Source organism: Bacillus sp. AR13-1, from assembly GCF_008042285.1.
GTDB classification, from domain to species: Bacteria; Bacillota; Bacilli; order Bacillales; family Bacillaceae_G; genus Bacillus_A; species Bacillus_A mycoides.
Genome location: NZ_QNUA01000010.1, coordinates 236334 through 252885, shown reverse-complemented (window position 1 = coordinate 252885; position 16552 = coordinate 236334). Strand labels below are relative to the sequence as shown.

Genomic DNA, 16552 nt, shown 5'->3' with positions numbered 1-16552 from the left:
AAAAGGGGTTCCAAGTTCTTTTATTCAACTAGCTACCTTAATAAATTGGAACCCAACCTTCTGTTGTAACAAAAATACGAATAGCTACAACTTGGCGATCATCTTGTAAGGTGAAATAGTGTCTTGCATTTTCAGTCACAGATATAAGATCACCAGGCTCGAGTTCAACGTCAAAGAATCGACCATCTTTTCCTTCAATAGCGAAGATGCCATGACCGCTGACAATAAAGCGAACTTCATCGTCAGTATGATGGTGTTCTTTTTGGAAATTAATTAATAACTCGTCAAGGTTAGGTGTGCTATTTGAAAGTGAAATCACATCATATGCTTTATAACCTCTGCGCTCTGAAACATCAGCAATTTCTTTTGAAAACAACGTTAATATTTCAGCTTTGTTTTCATCTGTTAAGGAGTAATTTTCTTTTAAATGAGTAGGAAGTTTAGAAATATTCCATTTCTCATATAAAACATCTTCTCCTTGTAGAAAGTTTGATACTGCTACTTCATTTTCAATACGAGTATTTTCCTCATGAATACGAATTTGCGCCATTAGAAACGCCTCCTTGAATTGATAATAATTTTATATGAAATTGGAATAAAAACTCATAAGCTTCTAATCTTTTTTTTGCATCAAAGCTATCACGGCCCCATACGGTAATGCCATGGTTTCGAATTAATACTGCTCCTGAATCTCCTTGTATATGCTTTCGGAATTTCTCTCCAAGCGTCGGGATATGAGCATCATTTTCGATAATAGGAATGTTAATCGTTGCACCTTCTTCCCAAATATCAAGAGCTTTAATAATCTCTTGATTTTGAAGGGTGACTGCATCACTATACAAATTTGTGATGACATTGTTATCAGTTGTATGAACATGAAGTACGCACCCGGCGTTCGTATTGTTATAAATATGTGTATGCAATATTGTTTCTGCCGAAGGGCGTAACTCAGTTTCTAAAACGGGAACTCCTTGATGATTTACTAATAAAAAATCATCTGGAGTGGTTTTGGTTTTATCTTTGCCACTTGCTGTAATAAGAAAAGTAAGGGGATCATGACTGACTTTTATAGAAATATTTCCACTCGTTGCTGGAAACCAATTCCGAGTTGTTAATTCTTTTTTAATTTCACTTAAGTCATACCATTGACGAAAAAGTTGTTTCATAATTTCACCTCCAACAAATGTTTTAGTTCAGCTAGAACATCGTGAAATGTTTCAAACGGTGTATAAGCAATACGATTTTCTTCACACTTTGTAATAAGGAAGTCACGGGCGAATACTTTATCTGCTTGTTTTGTTGCTTGTAAATCAGTAATAGAATCTCCAATCACAATATGAAAATCATCTTTAGAGCTTAGTTTACGAATTAATGATGATTTACAGAGACCACAACTATGCTGACATTGCTCGTCACAAGGGTGCGGCCATTTCACTTCAATAAATTCTCCTGAAAAGTCAGTTGCATTACAATAAATTTGTTCTTTAGGGATTATTTCTTGTAAGAGTGGATAGACGAAGAAATCCATTCCACCTGATATAACGTAAAAGGAAATGTTATTTTCATTAATGAATTGTATGAATTCATGAAAACCTGTACGGATTTCAGCAGTTTCTTGTAAAAACTGAATAATATCATCGTGTAGATTAATAGGTATTAATCGAAATAATTGAGAAACACCTTCTTGAATAGAAAGTTCTTGCGATAAAATTTTTTGCTTTATTTCCTCTGCTTCTGGTGGTGCGAATTTTTCCATAATGGACATGATATTATCGTTATTTGTAATCGTACCATCGAAATCACAAAATACTTGAATACTCATAATTTCACCTCATGAGAAGGATTTCCCCATATTTGTAGTGCGCTATGCAAATTTATTTCATCCACTTCATGGAGTGGTTTACCTTGTAAAGTAGCTTCAATTGCAGCACGGAAAGCTTTGCCACCACCTTGAGCTCCATTTGGATGCCCATGAATCCCGCCGCCGGCATTAATAACAACATCCTTACCAAAATCTCGTAAAATAAAGGGAACGAAACCAGGATGAATTCCAGCAGATGGAACAGAAAAACTTTTCTTGAAATAGTGGTCTTCCTCAGTTAATGCTTCTGTAATGAGAAGAGCTTCCTCTTTTTCTAATGCAACGTTGCCGTATGGTGATGGGAATAAAGAGAAATCAGCACCAGCGTAACGTAGTAATTTTCCAAGTAGTAATGGAGAAGAGAAACCGTATAGTTTCGATGATGAATATGCGCCACTTACAGCAGGGTGTGCCATAATAGGAATTGGAATTTCATCGTCTTCTACAAGTGCTTGCAGTACATCTAATCCATAAGAAAATACATTAAATAAAAGAATGTCTGCTCCAGCTACCACCGCACGTTTCGCGTTTTCTTTTAAATCATAAGTTCGACCTGTTAAATTTACTGCGTATAAAGTTTTATGCCCGTAAGTTTCGTATACAGATTGTAAAACTTCTTTCCCAGATTCAATTCTTTTTATAAGTGGTGTTAATGAGTTTTCGAATAAAATTTCATCATCTTTTACAATATCTACGCCTCCAATTGCCTGATCGCGTAGTTGAGTTTTTAAATATCCAATATTCCGTCCTATCATCCCTTTGAAAATACTCATTAGAAGAGGTCGATCTTGAACTTGTAAAAGGTTTCGGATGCCTTCAATTCCAAATTTTGGTCCAGGGAACTGTTTCTTTAATTCGTCTGAGAATGTTAAATCAATTAGTTTAATTTCTCCATCTAACGAAAGTTTTCCAAATGTTGTTGTCAAAATGGCTGGTAAGTCAGGGCTAAAGTTCAGCGATGGATAATGAATTTTAATGAGTCCACGTGATACTTTTTTGCCAAGGTAAGAGTTAATATGTTCTTGTTCGTCTAACGCTTCAATATGAATGACTTTGCCTTTATGTTGTTTTAATTGCTCTTGTAATAAGTGTGGTAAATGAGTCCATGAACCAATTGTTAAACCGATTGCAATTTGTTCTGCTTTCTTTTCTAAGTTGTGAGAATCATCGTGGATTAAATATGTCGCTATAATTCCGCTCATTGTTATACCCTCCTAGTTAAATAAAAAAACCTCTCAGCTAAGGAGAGGTTTTTTTACAACCAGCTCCTTATCTGTCAGCGTAACGCTGCGAGAATTAGCACCGTGTCTACAATTGTAGATCGGTTGCCGGGTTTCGTCGGGCTCGTCCCTCCACCTGCTCTTGATAAGAAGTATTTAGAAATGTTTAAATTTTTAAGATAACTGAATTTTGTCAGATATTTTTTATGTTGTCAATGACTTTTTGAAAAAATTTAATTTATCAATTCGATTAATTGCTTCTCGTAATCTATCTTCTGTATGCAAGAGACCAACACGGACATACCCTTCGCCGTGCTCACCAAATCCAACACCAGGAGCAACTGCAACGTGTGCTTTTTCTAGTAAAATGTCAGAAAATTGCTCAGATGTATATCCTCTTGGAACAGGAAGCCATGCAAAGAATGATCCTGTTGGAATGTTTACTTTCCAACCAATTGAGTGACAAGCTGAAATAAGAGCATTTCTCCGAGATTCATAACTATTAACAAGATCTACCACACAAGACTGCGAGCCTAATAGTGCTTCGCGGGCAGCATCTTGAACTGCACCAAAAATACTAACATACATATGATCTTGCAATAGGTTAATAGTTTCGATGACACTTTCATTTCCTACTGCAAAAGCAATACGCCATCCAGCCATATTGAAAGTTTTCGATAAAGTGTAAATCTCAATACCTGTATCTTTAGCGCCGTCTGCTTGCAAGAAACTAACAGGCTTTTGACCATCGAATCCGATAGCACCGTAAGCAAAATCGTGAACAACTAATATATTATGTTTATTAGCAAAATGAATGGTTGCATCAAAAAAATCTTTTGATGCAGTAGCGCCGGTAGGGTTATTTGGATAGTTTAAAAACATTAACTTTGCTCGCTCCGCAACAGAGTCATCAATTTTTGTATAATCCGGTAAAAAATTATTTTCTGCAATAAGCGGCATTGTTTCAAATTGTGCTTTTGCTAAAGCAACTCCTGATAAATAATCTGGATAGCCTGGATCTGGAACGAGAATAGTATCACCAGGGTTTGTAAAACAAACTGGTAATTCTACTAATCCAGCCTTTCCGCCAAACAAAATAGCAACTTCAGTTTTTGGATTTACTACTACATCATATTCACGTTGATAGAATGTTGCCACGGCTTCTTTTAAGCTTTCGTGTCCGCGAAATGGCGGATATTTATGATGAATGGTCTTTTCAGCAGCATCTTGTAAAGCTTTAACGATATGCTGCGGTGTTGGTTGATCTGGATTACCTTGACCTAGATTAATAACATCGTGACCAGCTGCAACGACTTTGTTAACTTTTGCAACAAGTGAAGCGAAAAATTGTGTTGGCAATGATGTTACTATCTCAGAAGGTTGAAATAATTTCATACTTTCCACCTCTTTTGAAAGTTGTTACAATTCTAGTGACAAATGATATAATCTTTCCAGTATTTTGTAAAGAAAAAAATGAGAATGGGGCTGAAAAAATGAAAGTCGCATGTATTCAAATGGATATTGTCTTTGGAGATGTAGAAAAAAATATTGAGAACGCTAAAAAAAAAATAAGTGAAGCGATGAAAGAAAGACCAGATGTTATCGTCTTACCAGAACTATGGACAACAGGATATGATTTAACGAGACTTTCTGAAATTGCAGATACGGATGGATTAGAAACGAAAGAAAAGTTGAAAGAATGGTCGAAGCAATATGGTGTACATATTGTTGGTGGTTCCATAGCAAAGCAAACAGAGCAAGGGGTTACAAATACAATGTATGTTGTAAACAATGAAGGGAATCTAGTCAATGAATATAGTAAAGTACATTTATTTCAGCTGATGGATGAACATAAATATTTAGTTGCTGGTAATGAGACAGGCGAATTTAAGTTAGATGATGTAGAGTGTGCTGGTACAATTTGTTATGATATTCGTTTTCCAGAGTGGATGCGCGTTCATACTGCTAAAGGTGCAAAAGTTTTATTTGTTGTAGCAGAATGGCCATTAGTACGTTTAGCACATTGGCGTTTGCTTTTACAGGCGAGAGCAGTTGAAAATCAGTGTTATGTTGTTGCGTGCAATAGAGCAGGAAAGGATCCGAATAATGAGTTTGCAGGTCATTCTCTAATTGTGGATCCTTGGGGTGAAGTTGTGGTAGAGGCAAATGAAGAGGAATCAATTTTATTTGGAGAACTTAAATTCGAGAAAATTAAAGAGGTACGTAAAGGAATTCCAGTTTTTGCAGATCGTCGTCCAGAATTATACAAATAAAATGTTGACAAGTGATTTTTATTCTTGGTATAGTCTTCATCATAAAGTTAAAAATTCTAAAAATTATAAAACTCTTATCAAGAGCAGGTGGAGGGATTTGGCCCGATGAAGCCCAGCAACCGACCGTAATACCATTGTGAAATGGGGCGTTTATGACGCCAAAAGGCACGGTGCTAATTCCAGCAGAAAGTAAACTTTCTGGCAGATAAGAGGGGAGAAGATAAACTTCAAACCTCTTTCTTTGTGGAAAGAGGTTTTTCTATTTTAGAAAAACCTCTGAATGAAAAGGAGGAGAAGACGATGGGATATTATTCATTAACTGAAACAACAGCTATACAATATGCGAAAGAACACGGTTATTTTGAAAAGAAAGCAAATGTAGTTTGTCATGAAATTGGAGATGGAAATTTAAATTACGTGTTCAAATTAGATGATGGAGAGAAGTCTATTATAATAAAACAAGCACTGCCATATGCGAAAGTAGTTGGTGAGAGCTGGCCACTGTCTATAAAAAGAGCGACGATTGAAAGTAAAGCATTACAAATTTTTGCGAAGTATGTGCCAGATTATGTTCCGGTAGTGTACAGTCATGATGAAGAGTTAGCAGTTACAGTAATAGAAGACTTATCAAGACTAACAATTACAAGAAAAGGATTAATAGATGGAGAAGGATATCCACTTTTATCCCAGCATATCGGTCGTTTTCTAGCACATGTTTTGTTTTATACTTCAGATTTCGGTTTACAGTCAGAAGAGAAAAGGGTACTAGAAGGTACATTTGTAAATCCAGACCTTAGTAAAATTACAGAAGATTTAGTTTTTACGGATCCATTTGGACATTATGATACGAATGATTATGAGTCTGATTTACAGTCAGTGATTGATGAACTTTGGAGTGACAAAACTTTAAAACTAAAAGTAGCACAATATAAATATAAGTTTTTAACGAGAAAAGAAGCGCTTATTCATGGTGATTTACATACTGGTAGTATTTTTTCATCACCTTCTGAAACGAAAGTGATCGATCCAGAATTTGCAACGTACGGTCCATTTGGGTTTGATATCGGTCAATTTATTGCAAATCTATTATTAAATGCTTTATCTAGAGAAGAAGAAAAGAGAAGTGTACTATTTTTCCATATAGAAAAGACATGGAGTTATTTTGTAGAAAACTTTACGAAGTTATGGATTGGAGAAGGTGTAGAAGCATATACGAAAGAAAAACAATGGTTACCAATTATTTTGCAAAATATCTTTACTGATGCCGTCGGATTTGCCGGATGTGAACTGATTCGTAGAACAATTGGCTTAGCTCATGTAGCGGATTTAGATGGGATAGCAAATAAAGAAAATAGAATTCAAGCTAAAAAACAAGCGTTATCCTTAGGTAGAGAACTAATAAAATATGAAGCCAAGGGTGCTGGTATTCAACTGTTTCGAACATTATTTCAACAGACAGTTGGAGGCGTAAAAGCATGAGTACAATTATTACTATTCCGAGATCTGTAAGTTGGAAAGGCGATGCAATTGCAGTATTAAATCAAACAAAGTTGCCGCATGTCACTGAATACAAAACATTAAAGAATATTGAAGATGTATGGAAAAGTATCATTATGTTAGAAGTACGAGGAGCGCCTGCAATTGGAATTGTAGCTGCGTTTGGTTTGGCGCTTGCGGCAAAGAAATACGATGCTATAAATATCTATGAGTTTCAGAAGAAGTTTAATAGAGATTGTAACTATTTAGGAACATCACGCCCGACAGCAGTCAATTTATTTTGGGCAATCGATCGTATGAGAGAATCTATTCGAGAGATTACTACAATAAAAGAAGCTCAAAAAATATTAGAAGAAGAAGCGCTTCATATTCAGCAAGAGGATGAAATGGTGTGCCGAAGTATTGGAGAACATGCTTTAACATGTTTTAAAGACGGTGATAAAATTTTAACAATTTGTAACGCTGGAAGTATTGCGACTGCTAGATATGGAACAGCATTAGCTCCATTTTATATTGGGAAAGAGAAGGGTGTGCGTTTACATGCGTATGCGTGTGAAACGAGGCCGGTTTTACAAGGTGGTCGTTTAACGACATGGGAATTGAAACAAGCAGACATTAATGTAACGCTTATTACGGATAATACTGCAGCACATGCAATTCGAACGAAAGAAATTAATGCGATTATCGTAGGGGCAGATCGAATCGTTGAAAACGGTGATACTGCTAATAAAATAGGAACATTAAATTTAGCTATATTAGCAAAGTATTTCGGTATCCCATTTTACGTTGCAGCACCGTTATCTACATTTGATACTACGAAACAAACAGGTGCTGAAATTGTCATTGAAGAAAGAGATGAAACAGAAGTTACGAAAATTTTTGGGAAACAAGTGGCGCCACTTGGAACGCCTGTATTTAACCCTGCATTTGATGTAACACCGCATGAATTAATTACGGGGATTATTACTGAGAAAGGTATTTTACGTGGAGATTATAAGCAAAAAATTACATCATTATTTGAAAAAATAAGCTAACTGCTCAGTCGCTATATAAAAAAACGGTAGAAAAGCATGTTTTTAAATGGTCGAGAGGGACTGGCTATGTATAGGAGCGGTAAGTGCCTGTTCCTACCACGCGCAACGTTTTAAAACAAAGAAAGGTAGCAAGGTGTAGGACCATTTGTATCTTCATGGTAGCAATCTATATGCTGAAAAATGAAATGTATGGCTGAGTAGTTAAAAAACAAGCTAATAAAAAATAGCTTGTTTTTTATGCCTTAAGTCTTCGTTTCCTCTTATTTATGTAATGAAGGGAGGAGAGAAAGATGGAAGAGTGGATCGGGATGATAGGTAATGTGGGCTTTCCAATTGTTGTAACGCTATATTTACTACATCGCATTGAAAGTAAATTAGACGGAGTGATTGTAGCAATTGAGAAGCTCCCTAAACAATTACTAAAGTAGGAAGATCCTCACGATAGAAAGTAAAATAAAGTTTGCTCGCGAAGAGCAAACTTTATTTTTTATCCCGCATTAACGGGCAGTAAAAGCCCGATTGGTGAAGGCTAATAATTAGTGGGGATGAACAAAACCCCCACTGATTAAAGTTTCACTTTATTGAGCAGTATAACCACCATCGATAACGACAGCTTGACCAGTTATACCTTTTGCTTTTTCACTCGCTAAAAACATAGCATAATCAGCAATTTCTTGTACTTGTAGCAAACGCTTCTGTGGTACAAGAGGATAAATGACATCTTCTAAAACATTTTCAAGTGGTACATTTCGCGTAGTTGCTAAGTCTTGTAGTTGATTTCGTACAAGAGGGGTATCAACATATCCGGGACAAAGAGCATTTACAGTAATTCCATGAGTTGCTCCCTCTAAAGCAGCAACTTTTGTTAATCCAATTACACCATGTTTCGCACTATTATAGGCAGCTTTTCCAGCGAATCCAACAAGTCCGTTAATCGAAGCAACATTAATAATACGACCATATTTTTGCTTTTTCATAATCGGAAAGGCATGTTTGATGGCGATAAATGGAGCGATTTGCATAATTTTAATAAGAAGCTCGAATTTATCAGTTGGAAAATCTTCAATCGGTGAAACATGTTGCATTCCTGCGTTGTTAATTAATACATCTAATGAACCGAAATGACGAACTGTTTGAGAAAGTGCTGCTGTAATTTCTTCTTCAGATGTAACGTCACATTTTAAACCAATGGCTTGATAGCCTTCTTTTTGCAATTGTTCAGCAGCTTCTTTTGCACGATCTTCAAGGCGATCACTAATGACAACTTTCGCACCTTCTTTTGCGAAAGCACTTCCCATTTCATAACCAATACCGCTCGCAGCACCTGTTAAAAAGACAACTCGATTTGTAACCATGATGAAAAACACTCCTTCATAATAAAAGTTCTCTTATTGCTCTATTTAGAGAGGTGATAATAAAATCCCTGCAAACATTTGGAAAAATATCTTTAGCTATCTTGTTTTGCAAAATAGTCTCTGCTATACTATTTTGTAAAGCAAGGTACTTACGCTTATCTATCTTGTAAAACAAGATAGCAGGAGGATTTCAATTATGTCGACAAGTCAAATGCTGAAAGGGATTTTAGAAGGATGCTTACTTGCTATTATTTCTGAAGGTGAAATATACGGTTATGAAATGAGTGAAAGATTAGCGAAGTATGGTTTTACAATGGCGAGTGAGGGAAGTATTTATCCGTTATTAATACGAATGCAAAAGGAAGGGTTAATAACAAGTGTAATGAAGGAATCTCCATCTGGCCCAAAGCGAAAATATTATACATTAACAGAAAAAGGCGAGGAAGCACTGGATGAATTTATGGATCGCTGGGAAGCGATGCAAAGTAGTGTAGAGCGTCTACTTGAAGGGAAGGGGAGAAAAAAATAATGTTATCAAATGAAGCGCGAAATTTTTTATTAGATATGAGATTATTTTTAACTGCAAAGAGTGTGAAAGCAAGCGATATTGAAAGCTTTTTAGAAGATGCAGAGTTGCATTTAATAGAAGGTGAGGGTGAAGGGAAAAGTGTAGAAGATATTTTCGGAAGTTCACCGAAAGAATATGCGAATGAACTTGTAAAAGTGATGGAAAGGGATAGAAAGGAAAATTGGAAGCAAATTGGTTTTACGGTAATGAATATCGTATCGTTTTGGTTTATTGCTTCTATCTTAATAGTGAATAACGGAATTCTACAGATTTCACTTATTCAGTGCATTGGCTATAGCTTTACATTGATCGTAGCTGTAATGGGTCCAAATTTTCTGCTTCGTAAAATGACATTTGTAACAAGTTTTACAAAAACGTGGTTTTCCATGTGGTTTTTAGTCATGATTGCGCCAATGTTTTTATTAGGAGCAGTTCCGATATTAGATATGATATATCCTACAACGATGTTTACGTTGACTCTAGTCCAAAGTTATATATTAGCTGGAGGGATCTTTATCCTCACGGTAGCTATAAATATATATTTTGAAGGATGGTTTAAAAATTTATATTTAATTATTCCGCTTTCTATTATGTTAGTTTTTAAAACGTTCACATCGGAAGATCTCGTACCAATGTTATTTCAAATTATATGTTTATACGGAAGTTTGGTTATTTTAATCTTCCTTGAAATTATGATGAAGGCGAATAGAAAAGAAACGGTTAATTAAGGGAGGGATTCTAATGCAAGTTTCTAAAGAAGGAGAAAAGTTTTTAATCGATACGAAAGTGTATTTAATTACGAAGGGAATTAAAGAAGAAGATGTAGATGCTTTTCTAGAGGATGCAGAGCTACATTTAATAGAAGGTGAGAAAAAAGGAAAGACGGTAAGTGATATATTTGGTGATTCGCCAAAAGAATATGCAGAAGAATTAGCGAATGAGATGGAGAAGGATAAAGGCGGGAGTATAAAGACTATTTTAGGAATGATAATTGGGATAGGTGGATATTGGTTACTTACAAATATTTTATTTGAAAGTCCGAATCATGAACTTACATTAACGAATGTACAATTGATTGGGTACCCAATTGTTTTAATGATAACTATTGTGGCTATTATTTTTGCTTTTAAGATGTCATCATTTAAAAGCAAAATAAAAGAATTTAGCATTATTTATGTAGCAGCTTTGCTACCAATTTTATTACTAGTATTATTAATGTTTATGAATAAATGGTATGGGACACCTGTATTGCAATTAACTACTATGCAAAGTTATATACTAGCTGGAATTGTCTTATTAGTGTTGTTAATTGGTGAAGCTTTTATACTTGGATGGATTGGAATATTAGCTGTTATCGTACCGCTATTAATTATGTTTGTATTTAAAGAATTAGGGAAGCAAAACCCATATTGGGGAATACTAGAGCCTTTACTTCTGTACGGAAGTTTGTATGTATTAATGCGATGGTCTTTGAAAAATGAGGAGAAAAAAACTGTAAGCTAGCTTTATATTAATAGTGCACGAACTGAATTTTTTATTAAGGGGGGAACAAATATGCAAAGTATATTTCTAGGTATATTGTCTATTATATTTTTAGGTTTAACGATTTTTGGGCTATATACTACCTTTTCGAAAAAGGTACATGATGACTATTTCGATACTTTATTAGATGACACATCGGGTTATGTTTTGTTCTTCGGTTTAATAGGAAAAGGGCTGCTCTGGATATGCAAAAAAGTATTTCCAAAGAAATATTATATAGGGATTTTTAGAGGGATTACGTTTATCTTTAGTTGTATGTTTTTATTTCTAGCAGCCGGTATTTGGTTTGTTGATTGGAATATATTGTTGTAAACAGTAACAATATCGTTACTGTTTTTTTCTTTGTAATAAAGGACTTTGTAAAGAGAGCGCTTTTTGTTCATTTGTTAATAATGAATTGATGTGAACGTTATTAGGGCTAGGGACTATAGGGTACATAAGGTTCGATGGTGAATGGTGATGTTCAGAACCGGTTGGAGAGTGGGGATCTGCGTGCGTAAGTTTTCCATGAATTCGTCTTGTAAATAAAATATGACCAATTTCGTGAGCGAGGGTGTATATATTTTTCATTGGAGCAGCTGAGTTTGTTAAAACGATGTAACCAGTAAGTTGTTGTTGTTTCGCTAGAGAGTAAGCGCAAGCGATTACTGCGGTTTCTTTGAAATAATCACTACCAATATAACAAATATAAAGGTCGCATTCAGGAGCTTCGTTAACACAAGTTTGAAAAAAAGATGATAATTTTTCCTGACTTTGAATGGAGTTTTTATAACTAATTTCCCGATTACAAAAACGGAAAAGCTCGTTTAGTACAATTACTTCTTTAATTTTAAATGTAATGGGATGCCAAATTGATTCTGCAACTGCTAAATCTTTTGCAATACGGTCGTCAGAAATATCTGCGCCTGGAGTAATGCAAACACATATATTAACGTATGAATTCATAAGGAACACCTCAAATGAAAAAATTCTTTCTATAATATATGTGGGGGAAAGGTCCTATGTATGGATAAACGCCTTGTTTATTACACGAATATATAGACTATAAGTCGAAAAAATTTCATAGTTCTATAACGTAGTATGGTCTGCTTTTTGATATAGTAAAGAAAAGGGGGAGAATATATGTATACATTAAAAATCGTTTCAGACAGAGAAGCTCTGTATCAATTTGCGAGCTATGTAAGAGTTGTGCAAGGGGTTGAAGATGTATATGTGGAGGTGGGAGAACCTTTATATGAACATCCATTAATGAAGTTTTATGTACATATTACAATTGAAGAAACATATGATCAGCATAAAGCATTGCAAGAAATAGCTAGATTAGTAGAATTAGGGCGTTTTACATATGTCCATTATCATAATGAGGAAATTGAAGAAGCTTTTGAAGTTGTAAAATACGAAAGCTTTAAAAAATAACGGTAAAAAAAGGAAGCGGAAGCTTCCTTTTTTATTGAAAATTACAGCAACAAAAGGAAGAGAATTTTGTTATGATAAGGAAGGATGAGGAAAGGAGAGTTTACATATTGGGGTATATTGAAGAGTTACGCAAAGTAGTTGGTACGAGACCACTTATTTTAGTAGGATCAGCAATTATTATATTAAATGATAATCAAGAAGTATTGCTTCAATATCGTTCAGATACATATGATTGGGGTGTGCCTGGCGGGGCAATGGAACTGGGAGAAACGACAGAAGAAACTGCTCGTAGAGAATTATTCGAGGAGACGGGACTAAGTGCAAAAATAATGCAATTTCTTGGTGTTCTTTCAGGAAAGGAAGTTTATTTCCGTTATCCAAATGGAGATGAAATTTTTAATGTGATTCATCTGTATCAGGCACATCATGTAGGCGGAGAATTAAAGCTCGATCATGAAGGGTTAGAGCTTCAATATTTTCCAGTAGATAAGTTACCAAAATTGAATGAAACGACAGAGAAGATATTACAAAAATTCTTATACGCATTGACAGAATAGAAGGTTAATTCCTTCTATTTTTATTATATTAAATATTTTGATTTTTTGGTATGTTTATAGTATGATAATTTTAGAAATACAACTTATGGAATTTCACCTAAAAACTTACTAGGGTACATAAGAGAGGGGCAAGTACAAAATGCATAATGTTGTCATTACAGCTGCAGTTCGTTCACCAATTGGAACTTTCGGAGGAGCACTAAAAAATATAACACCAGTAGAATTAGCTGTTCCTGTACTTCAGGAAGCTGTAAAAAGAGGCGGAGTAGAGCCACATGAAGTTGATGAAGTAATTTTAGGTCATTGTATTCAAAGAACTGATGAAGCAAATACGGCAAGAACAGCTGCATTAGCGGCAGGATTTCCTGACACAGTTACTGGCTATACAATTCAACGTCAATGTTCTTCAGGTATGCAAGCAATTATGTCTGCTGCAATGCAAATCCAATTAGGTGTAAGTGATATTGTTGTTGCAGGTGGAGTAGAAGCAATGAGCTCGAGCCCTTATGCATTAAAACAACACCGTTGGGGACAACGTCTACAGCACGGAGAAATTCGTGATACGGTGTGGGAAGTTTTAGAAGATCCGATTCACCATATTATGATGGGTGAAACAGCGGAAAATTTAGTTGAACAATATGAAATTACAAGAGAGGAACAAGATGAAGTTGCGCTTCGTAGTCATACATTAGCGTTGCAAGCAATTGAGTCTGGACACTTTGACGATCAAATTGTTCCTATTTCGATAAAAGAACGTAGAAAAGAAGTTGTATTTTCGAAGGATGAACATCCACGTGCAGATATTACAGCGGAAAAATTAGCAGGATTAAAACCAGCTTTCCGTAAAGATGGATCAGTAACTGCAGGGAATTCATCTGGTCTTAATGATGGAAGTGCCGTTTTAGTATTAATGAGTGAAGAAAAGGCGAAAGAAAAAGGTTTACAACCGTTAGCTCGAATTGTTGGATATTCAGTAGCAGGTGTAGATCCGAAAATTATGGGTATTGGACCAGCACCAGCAATTCGCAAAGGATTAGAAAAAGTAGAGTGGTCATTAGAAGATGCAGACTTACTTGAAATTAATGAAGCTTTCGCTGCACAATACCTAGCTGTAGAGAAAGAGTTAGGGTTAGACCGTGAGAAAGTGAATGTAAACGGTAGTGGGGTAGGACTTGGACATCCAATTGGTTGTACAGGAGCTCGTATTACGGTAAGTTTAATTCACGAATTAAAAAGACGTGGATTAGAGAAAGGTATTGCCTCTCTATGCGTTGGAGGCGGTATTGGAGTAGCTTTATTTATAGAAGCATTATAAAAAAAGAGGCAGCGATTGCTGCCTCTTTTTTATGACTCAAATAAGTGATGAAATAATCGATCGCGATTTTCAAAGAAAAGTTTTGTTGTTTGGTAATGCTCCGTTTCTTCTAATGTCGATTCGTGAATCCCCTCTTGAGTTAAAGAGTATATAGTAGATTCAGGATAAGCCATTAAAATGGGAGAATGCGTCGCGATAACAAATTGTGAACCTTGTTCAGCTAGTTCGTGCATGCGAATGAGCATTGAAAGTTGTCTCATCGGGGATAAAGCTGCCTCAGGCTCATCTAAAATGTATAAACCTTTTCCTGAAAAACGATTCATAAATAATGAGAAGAATGATTCGCCGTGTGATTGTTCGTGAAGTGAAACGCCGCCGTAAGATTTTATAGCATCTATTTCATCGATATAAGAAGCAACGTTATAAAATGATTCAGCGCGAAGAAAGAAACCGTCGTTTGGTGTATTGAAACTTTTTGAAATTCGAAGGTATTCATGTAAAGATGAATGGGAATCGTTTGTGCCAAATCGGAAATTTTTTGTTCCACCTTCTGCATTAAAACCTAAAGCCACTGCAATTCCTTCGAGTAATGTTGATTTACCTGTTCCATTCTCTCCAATAATGAATGTTACATTTGGGTGGAAAGCTAGTGATTGTAAAGTTCGAATAGCGGGTAGACAGTAAGGGTATGCGGAAAAGCTAGGGATATTTTCTTTTTTTAATGTGACATTTTTTAAAAAGGGTACGTCAATCAATATATAAACCTCAATTCATAACGGATTTTGATTCTAAAAAAGCGGCAAATACTAATGTAAGACAACTTGCTAATAGTATTGTATATTGAAGTGCGCCAAAACCGAGACCTTCCCAGCCGAAAGCCATTCTCTTTCCTATAAAAAATGATAAGAACGTTCATAAATCCATATATATTTTATAATTTTGTAGTGCTTCCATATAAAGAATCCGATGTATGTACTTAAAAACAATATAAACAAAACAAGAAAAAAGACAAGTGTTAATGACACGTGAACACTTCCTTATTTTCTGAATATTTTATGTGGATTATAACACGTAAACTATCATATTCCAATGTGAAAATAAACATTGCATCAAGATTAATTCTCTCGTTATGATAGATGGTATTATATTAGAAATATGAAGAGGAGTATTAATATGCCGTTTACATTTGCACATCCAGCAGCTGTTCTCCCTTTTGCTAAGAAACATTCTAGTTATATTTCGGTGACGGCTCTTATATTGGGTAGTATGGCACCTGATTTTGAATATTTTTTATATTTTAGGCCATACGGTATTATTGGCCATACATGGGCTGGTTTCTTCTATTTGAATTTACCACTCGTTTTTTTATTAGCATATGCATATCATTTTATTTTAAAAGGACCATTTATAACACATTTACCTAAGCCTTTTGCTAGTTACTATAAATATGTAGTAGATGCGAAGTGGGGGCTATATACTTGGAAGAATTTTTTTGTATTTTGCTATTCTGCTTTATTCGGTATGGTGACGCATGTCGTTTGGGATGCTTTTACTCATAAGACAGGCTATTTTGTTATGGAAATGCCGCTGTTACAGCAAGAAGTATATAGTATTCCAATTTATAAATTTTTACAACATGGGAGTACATGTTTTGGTCTACTATTACTAATATATGTACTATGGAAATATAGGAGGGAAACTGATCAAGATACTAGTTTAACTTCGGAAAAAAAGAAATATTGGGCTTCATCTATCGTTGTGGCGGCCATTATATTTATCGTTCACGCGTTATTAGACCCCTATTTTCATATTTTCCAAATAGGAGGTATAATAGTATCTGGACTGACAAGTTCGTTTTGTGGACTTCTTATTGTTTCTATAGTTTACAAATCAAGGGACTAATTTATATTAATG

The 16552-nt window shown here is 35.2% G+C and carries 20 protein-coding genes, 1 pseudogene and 2 riboswitches; of the genes and pseudogenes, 12 read left to right on the top strand and 9 right to left on the bottom strand.

Translation table 11 applies throughout. The features are described 5' to 3' along the window. Positions 1-37 precede the first annotated feature (37 nt). The 5 genes from DN408_RS09335 to DN408_RS09315 all read right to left on the bottom strand — a co-directional run bounded on the left by DN408_RS09335 (position 38) and on the right by DN408_RS09315 (position 4476). The gene (locus DN408_RS09335) at positions 38-550 is read right to left on the bottom strand and encodes a cupin domain-containing protein (protein WP_050000342.1); all 513 of its coding nucleotides are present in this window, start codon (positions 548-550) and stop codon (positions 38-40) included. Beyond that, positions 528-1166 (bottom strand): methylthioribulose 1-phosphate dehydratase, encoded by a 639-nt coding sequence (locus DN408_RS09330; RefSeq protein WP_002128926.1) that lies wholly within the window; start codon positions 1164-1166, stop codon positions 528-530. The genes DN408_RS09335 and DN408_RS09330 overlap by 23 nt, the downstream gene beginning before the upstream one ends. Continuing rightward, entirely contained in the window at positions 1163-1822 is a 660-nt protein-coding gene (locus tag DN408_RS09325) for a 2-hydroxy-3-keto-5-methylthiopentenyl-1-phosphate phosphatase (protein ID WP_147740073.1), read from the bottom strand. Before DN408_RS09325 ends, DN408_RS09330 begins: the two co-directional genes overlap by 4 nt. Continuing rightward, positions 1819-3063 (bottom strand): 2,3-diketo-5-methylthiopentyl-1-phosphate enolase, encoded by a 1245-nt coding sequence (gene mtnW / locus DN408_RS09320; protein WP_144512833.1) that lies wholly within the window; start codon positions 3061-3063, stop codon positions 1819-1821. The genes DN408_RS09325 and mtnW overlap by 4 nt, the downstream gene beginning before the upstream one ends. 64 nt (positions 3064-3127) lie before the next feature. Further along, positions 3128-3233, bottom strand: a riboswitch (SAM riboswitch). Positions 3234-3285: 52 nt separating this feature from the next. Next, positions 3286-4476 (bottom strand): pyridoxal phosphate-dependent aminotransferase, encoded by a 1191-nt coding sequence (locus DN408_RS09315; RefSeq protein ID WP_078213434.1) that lies wholly within the window; start codon positions 4474-4476, stop codon positions 3286-3288. A 14-nt stretch (positions 4477-4490) separates the two neighbouring features. Here DN408_RS09315 and DN408_RS09310 point away from each other — a divergent pair, with 14 nt between their 5' ends. The 4 genes from DN408_RS09310 (at position 4491) to DN408_RS09295 (ending at position 8313) form a co-directional block, all read left to right on the top strand. Beyond that, entirely contained in the window at positions 4491-5354 is an 864-nt protein-coding gene (locus DN408_RS09310; RefSeq protein WP_002131202.1) for a carbon-nitrogen family hydrolase, read from the top strand. Positions 5355-5425: 71 nt separating this feature from the next. Further along, positions 5426-5566, top strand: a riboswitch (SAM riboswitch). Positions 5567-5654: 88 nt separating this feature from the next. Further along, entirely contained in the window at positions 5655-6833 is a 1179-nt protein-coding gene (gene mtnK / locus DN408_RS09305; RefSeq protein WP_078177785.1) for an S-methyl-5-thioribose kinase, read from the top strand. After that, complete coding sequence (gene mtnA, locus DN408_RS09300; protein WP_078177786.1) at positions 6830-7885, top strand: S-methyl-5-thioribose-1-phosphate isomerase; 1056 nt, start codon at positions 6830-6832, stop codon at positions 7883-7885. Before mtnK ends, mtnA begins: the two co-directional genes overlap by 4 nt. Positions 7886-8175: 290 nt before the next feature. After that, positions 8176-8313: a YvrJ family protein gene (locus DN408_RS09295; protein WP_002014881.1), complete on the top strand. Its 138-nt coding sequence runs from the start codon at positions 8176-8178 to the stop codon at positions 8311-8313. Positions 8314-8463: 150 nt separating this feature from the next. On the opposite strand, the gene DN408_RS09290 is transcribed toward DN408_RS09295, so the two are convergent. Then, positions 8464-9240, bottom strand: a complete 777-nt coding sequence (locus tag DN408_RS09290; RefSeq protein ID WP_002128918.1) for a 3-hydroxybutyrate dehydrogenase — start codon at positions 9238-9240, stop codon at positions 8464-8466. 196 nt (positions 9241-9436) lie between these two features. Here DN408_RS09290 and DN408_RS09285 point away from each other — a divergent pair, with 196 nt between their 5' ends. The 4 genes from DN408_RS09285 to DN408_RS09270 are packed head-to-tail and all read left to right on the top strand — an operon-like array spanning position 9437 to position 11662. Continuing rightward, positions 9437-9769 carry a PadR family transcriptional regulator gene (locus tag DN408_RS09285; protein ID WP_002014879.1) on the top strand — a complete coding sequence of 111 codons (333 nt, stop codon included), beginning with the start codon at positions 9437-9439 and terminating at the stop codon, positions 9767-9769. Beyond that, the gene (locus DN408_RS09280) at positions 9769-10536 is read left to right on the top strand and encodes a DUF1129 domain-containing protein (protein ID WP_147740072.1); all 768 of its coding nucleotides are present in this window, start codon (positions 9769-9771) and stop codon (positions 10534-10536) included. The genes DN408_RS09285 and DN408_RS09280 overlap by 1 nt, the downstream gene beginning before the upstream one ends. A 13-nt stretch (positions 10537-10549) precedes the next feature. Beyond that, complete coding sequence (locus DN408_RS09275) at positions 10550-11311, top strand: DUF1129 domain-containing protein (RefSeq protein WP_016120762.1); 762 nt, start codon at positions 10550-10552, stop codon at positions 11309-11311. 51 nt (positions 11312-11362) lie between these two features. Beyond that, on the top strand, positions 11363-11662 hold the full coding sequence (locus tag DN408_RS09270; protein WP_002128914.1) for a hypothetical protein: 300 nt from the start codon (positions 11363-11365) through the stop codon (positions 11660-11662). 15 nt (positions 11663-11677) lie between these two features. Here DN408_RS09270 and DN408_RS09265 read toward each other — a convergent pair whose 3' ends face one another. Next, a complete protein-coding gene (locus tag DN408_RS09265; protein WP_002167734.1) occupies positions 11678-12295 on the bottom strand; it encodes an ImmA/IrrE family metallo-endopeptidase in 618 nt (205 codons plus the stop codon). Positions 12296-12472: 177 nt separating this feature from the next. On the opposite strand from DN408_RS09265, the gene DN408_RS09260 reads away from it, so the two are divergent. The 3 genes from DN408_RS09260 to DN408_RS09250 all read left to right on the top strand — a co-directional run bounded on the left by DN408_RS09260 (position 12473) and on the right by DN408_RS09250 (position 14638). After that, positions 12473-12766, top strand: a complete 294-nt coding sequence (locus DN408_RS09260) for a DUF3928 family protein (RefSeq protein ID WP_002088390.1) — start codon at positions 12473-12475, stop codon at positions 12764-12766. 107 nt (positions 12767-12873) lie between these two features. Next, positions 12874-13323: an NUDIX hydrolase gene (locus tag DN408_RS09255; RefSeq protein ID WP_002066949.1), complete on the top strand. Its 450-nt coding sequence runs from the start codon at positions 12874-12876 to the stop codon at positions 13321-13323. A gap of 139 nt (positions 13324-13462) precedes the next feature. Next, complete coding sequence (locus tag DN408_RS09250; RefSeq protein ID WP_002111558.1) at positions 13463-14638, top strand: acetyl-CoA C-acetyltransferase; 1176 nt, start codon at positions 13463-13465, stop codon at positions 14636-14638. Between the two features lie 29 nt (positions 14639-14667). Here the strand turns inward: DN408_RS09250 and DN408_RS09245 are convergent, their stop codons facing one another. Both DN408_RS09245 and DN408_RS32450 read right to left on the bottom strand, forming a co-directional pair. Next, positions 14668-15393 carry an AAA family ATPase gene (locus DN408_RS09245; protein WP_147740071.1) on the bottom strand — a complete coding sequence of 242 codons (726 nt, stop codon included), beginning with the start codon at positions 15391-15393 and terminating at the stop codon, positions 14668-14670. Positions 15394-15403: 10 nt separating this feature from the next. Then, positions 15404-15663: pseudogene (locus DN408_RS32450) on the bottom strand (hypothetical protein). A 148-nt stretch (positions 15664-15811) separates the two neighbouring features. Here DN408_RS32450 and DN408_RS09235 point away from each other — a divergent pair. Next, on the top strand, positions 15812-16540 hold the full coding sequence (locus DN408_RS09235) for a DUF4184 family protein (protein ID WP_002111554.1): 729 nt from the start codon (positions 15812-15814) through the stop codon (positions 16538-16540). Positions 16541-16552 lie beyond the last annotated feature (12 nt).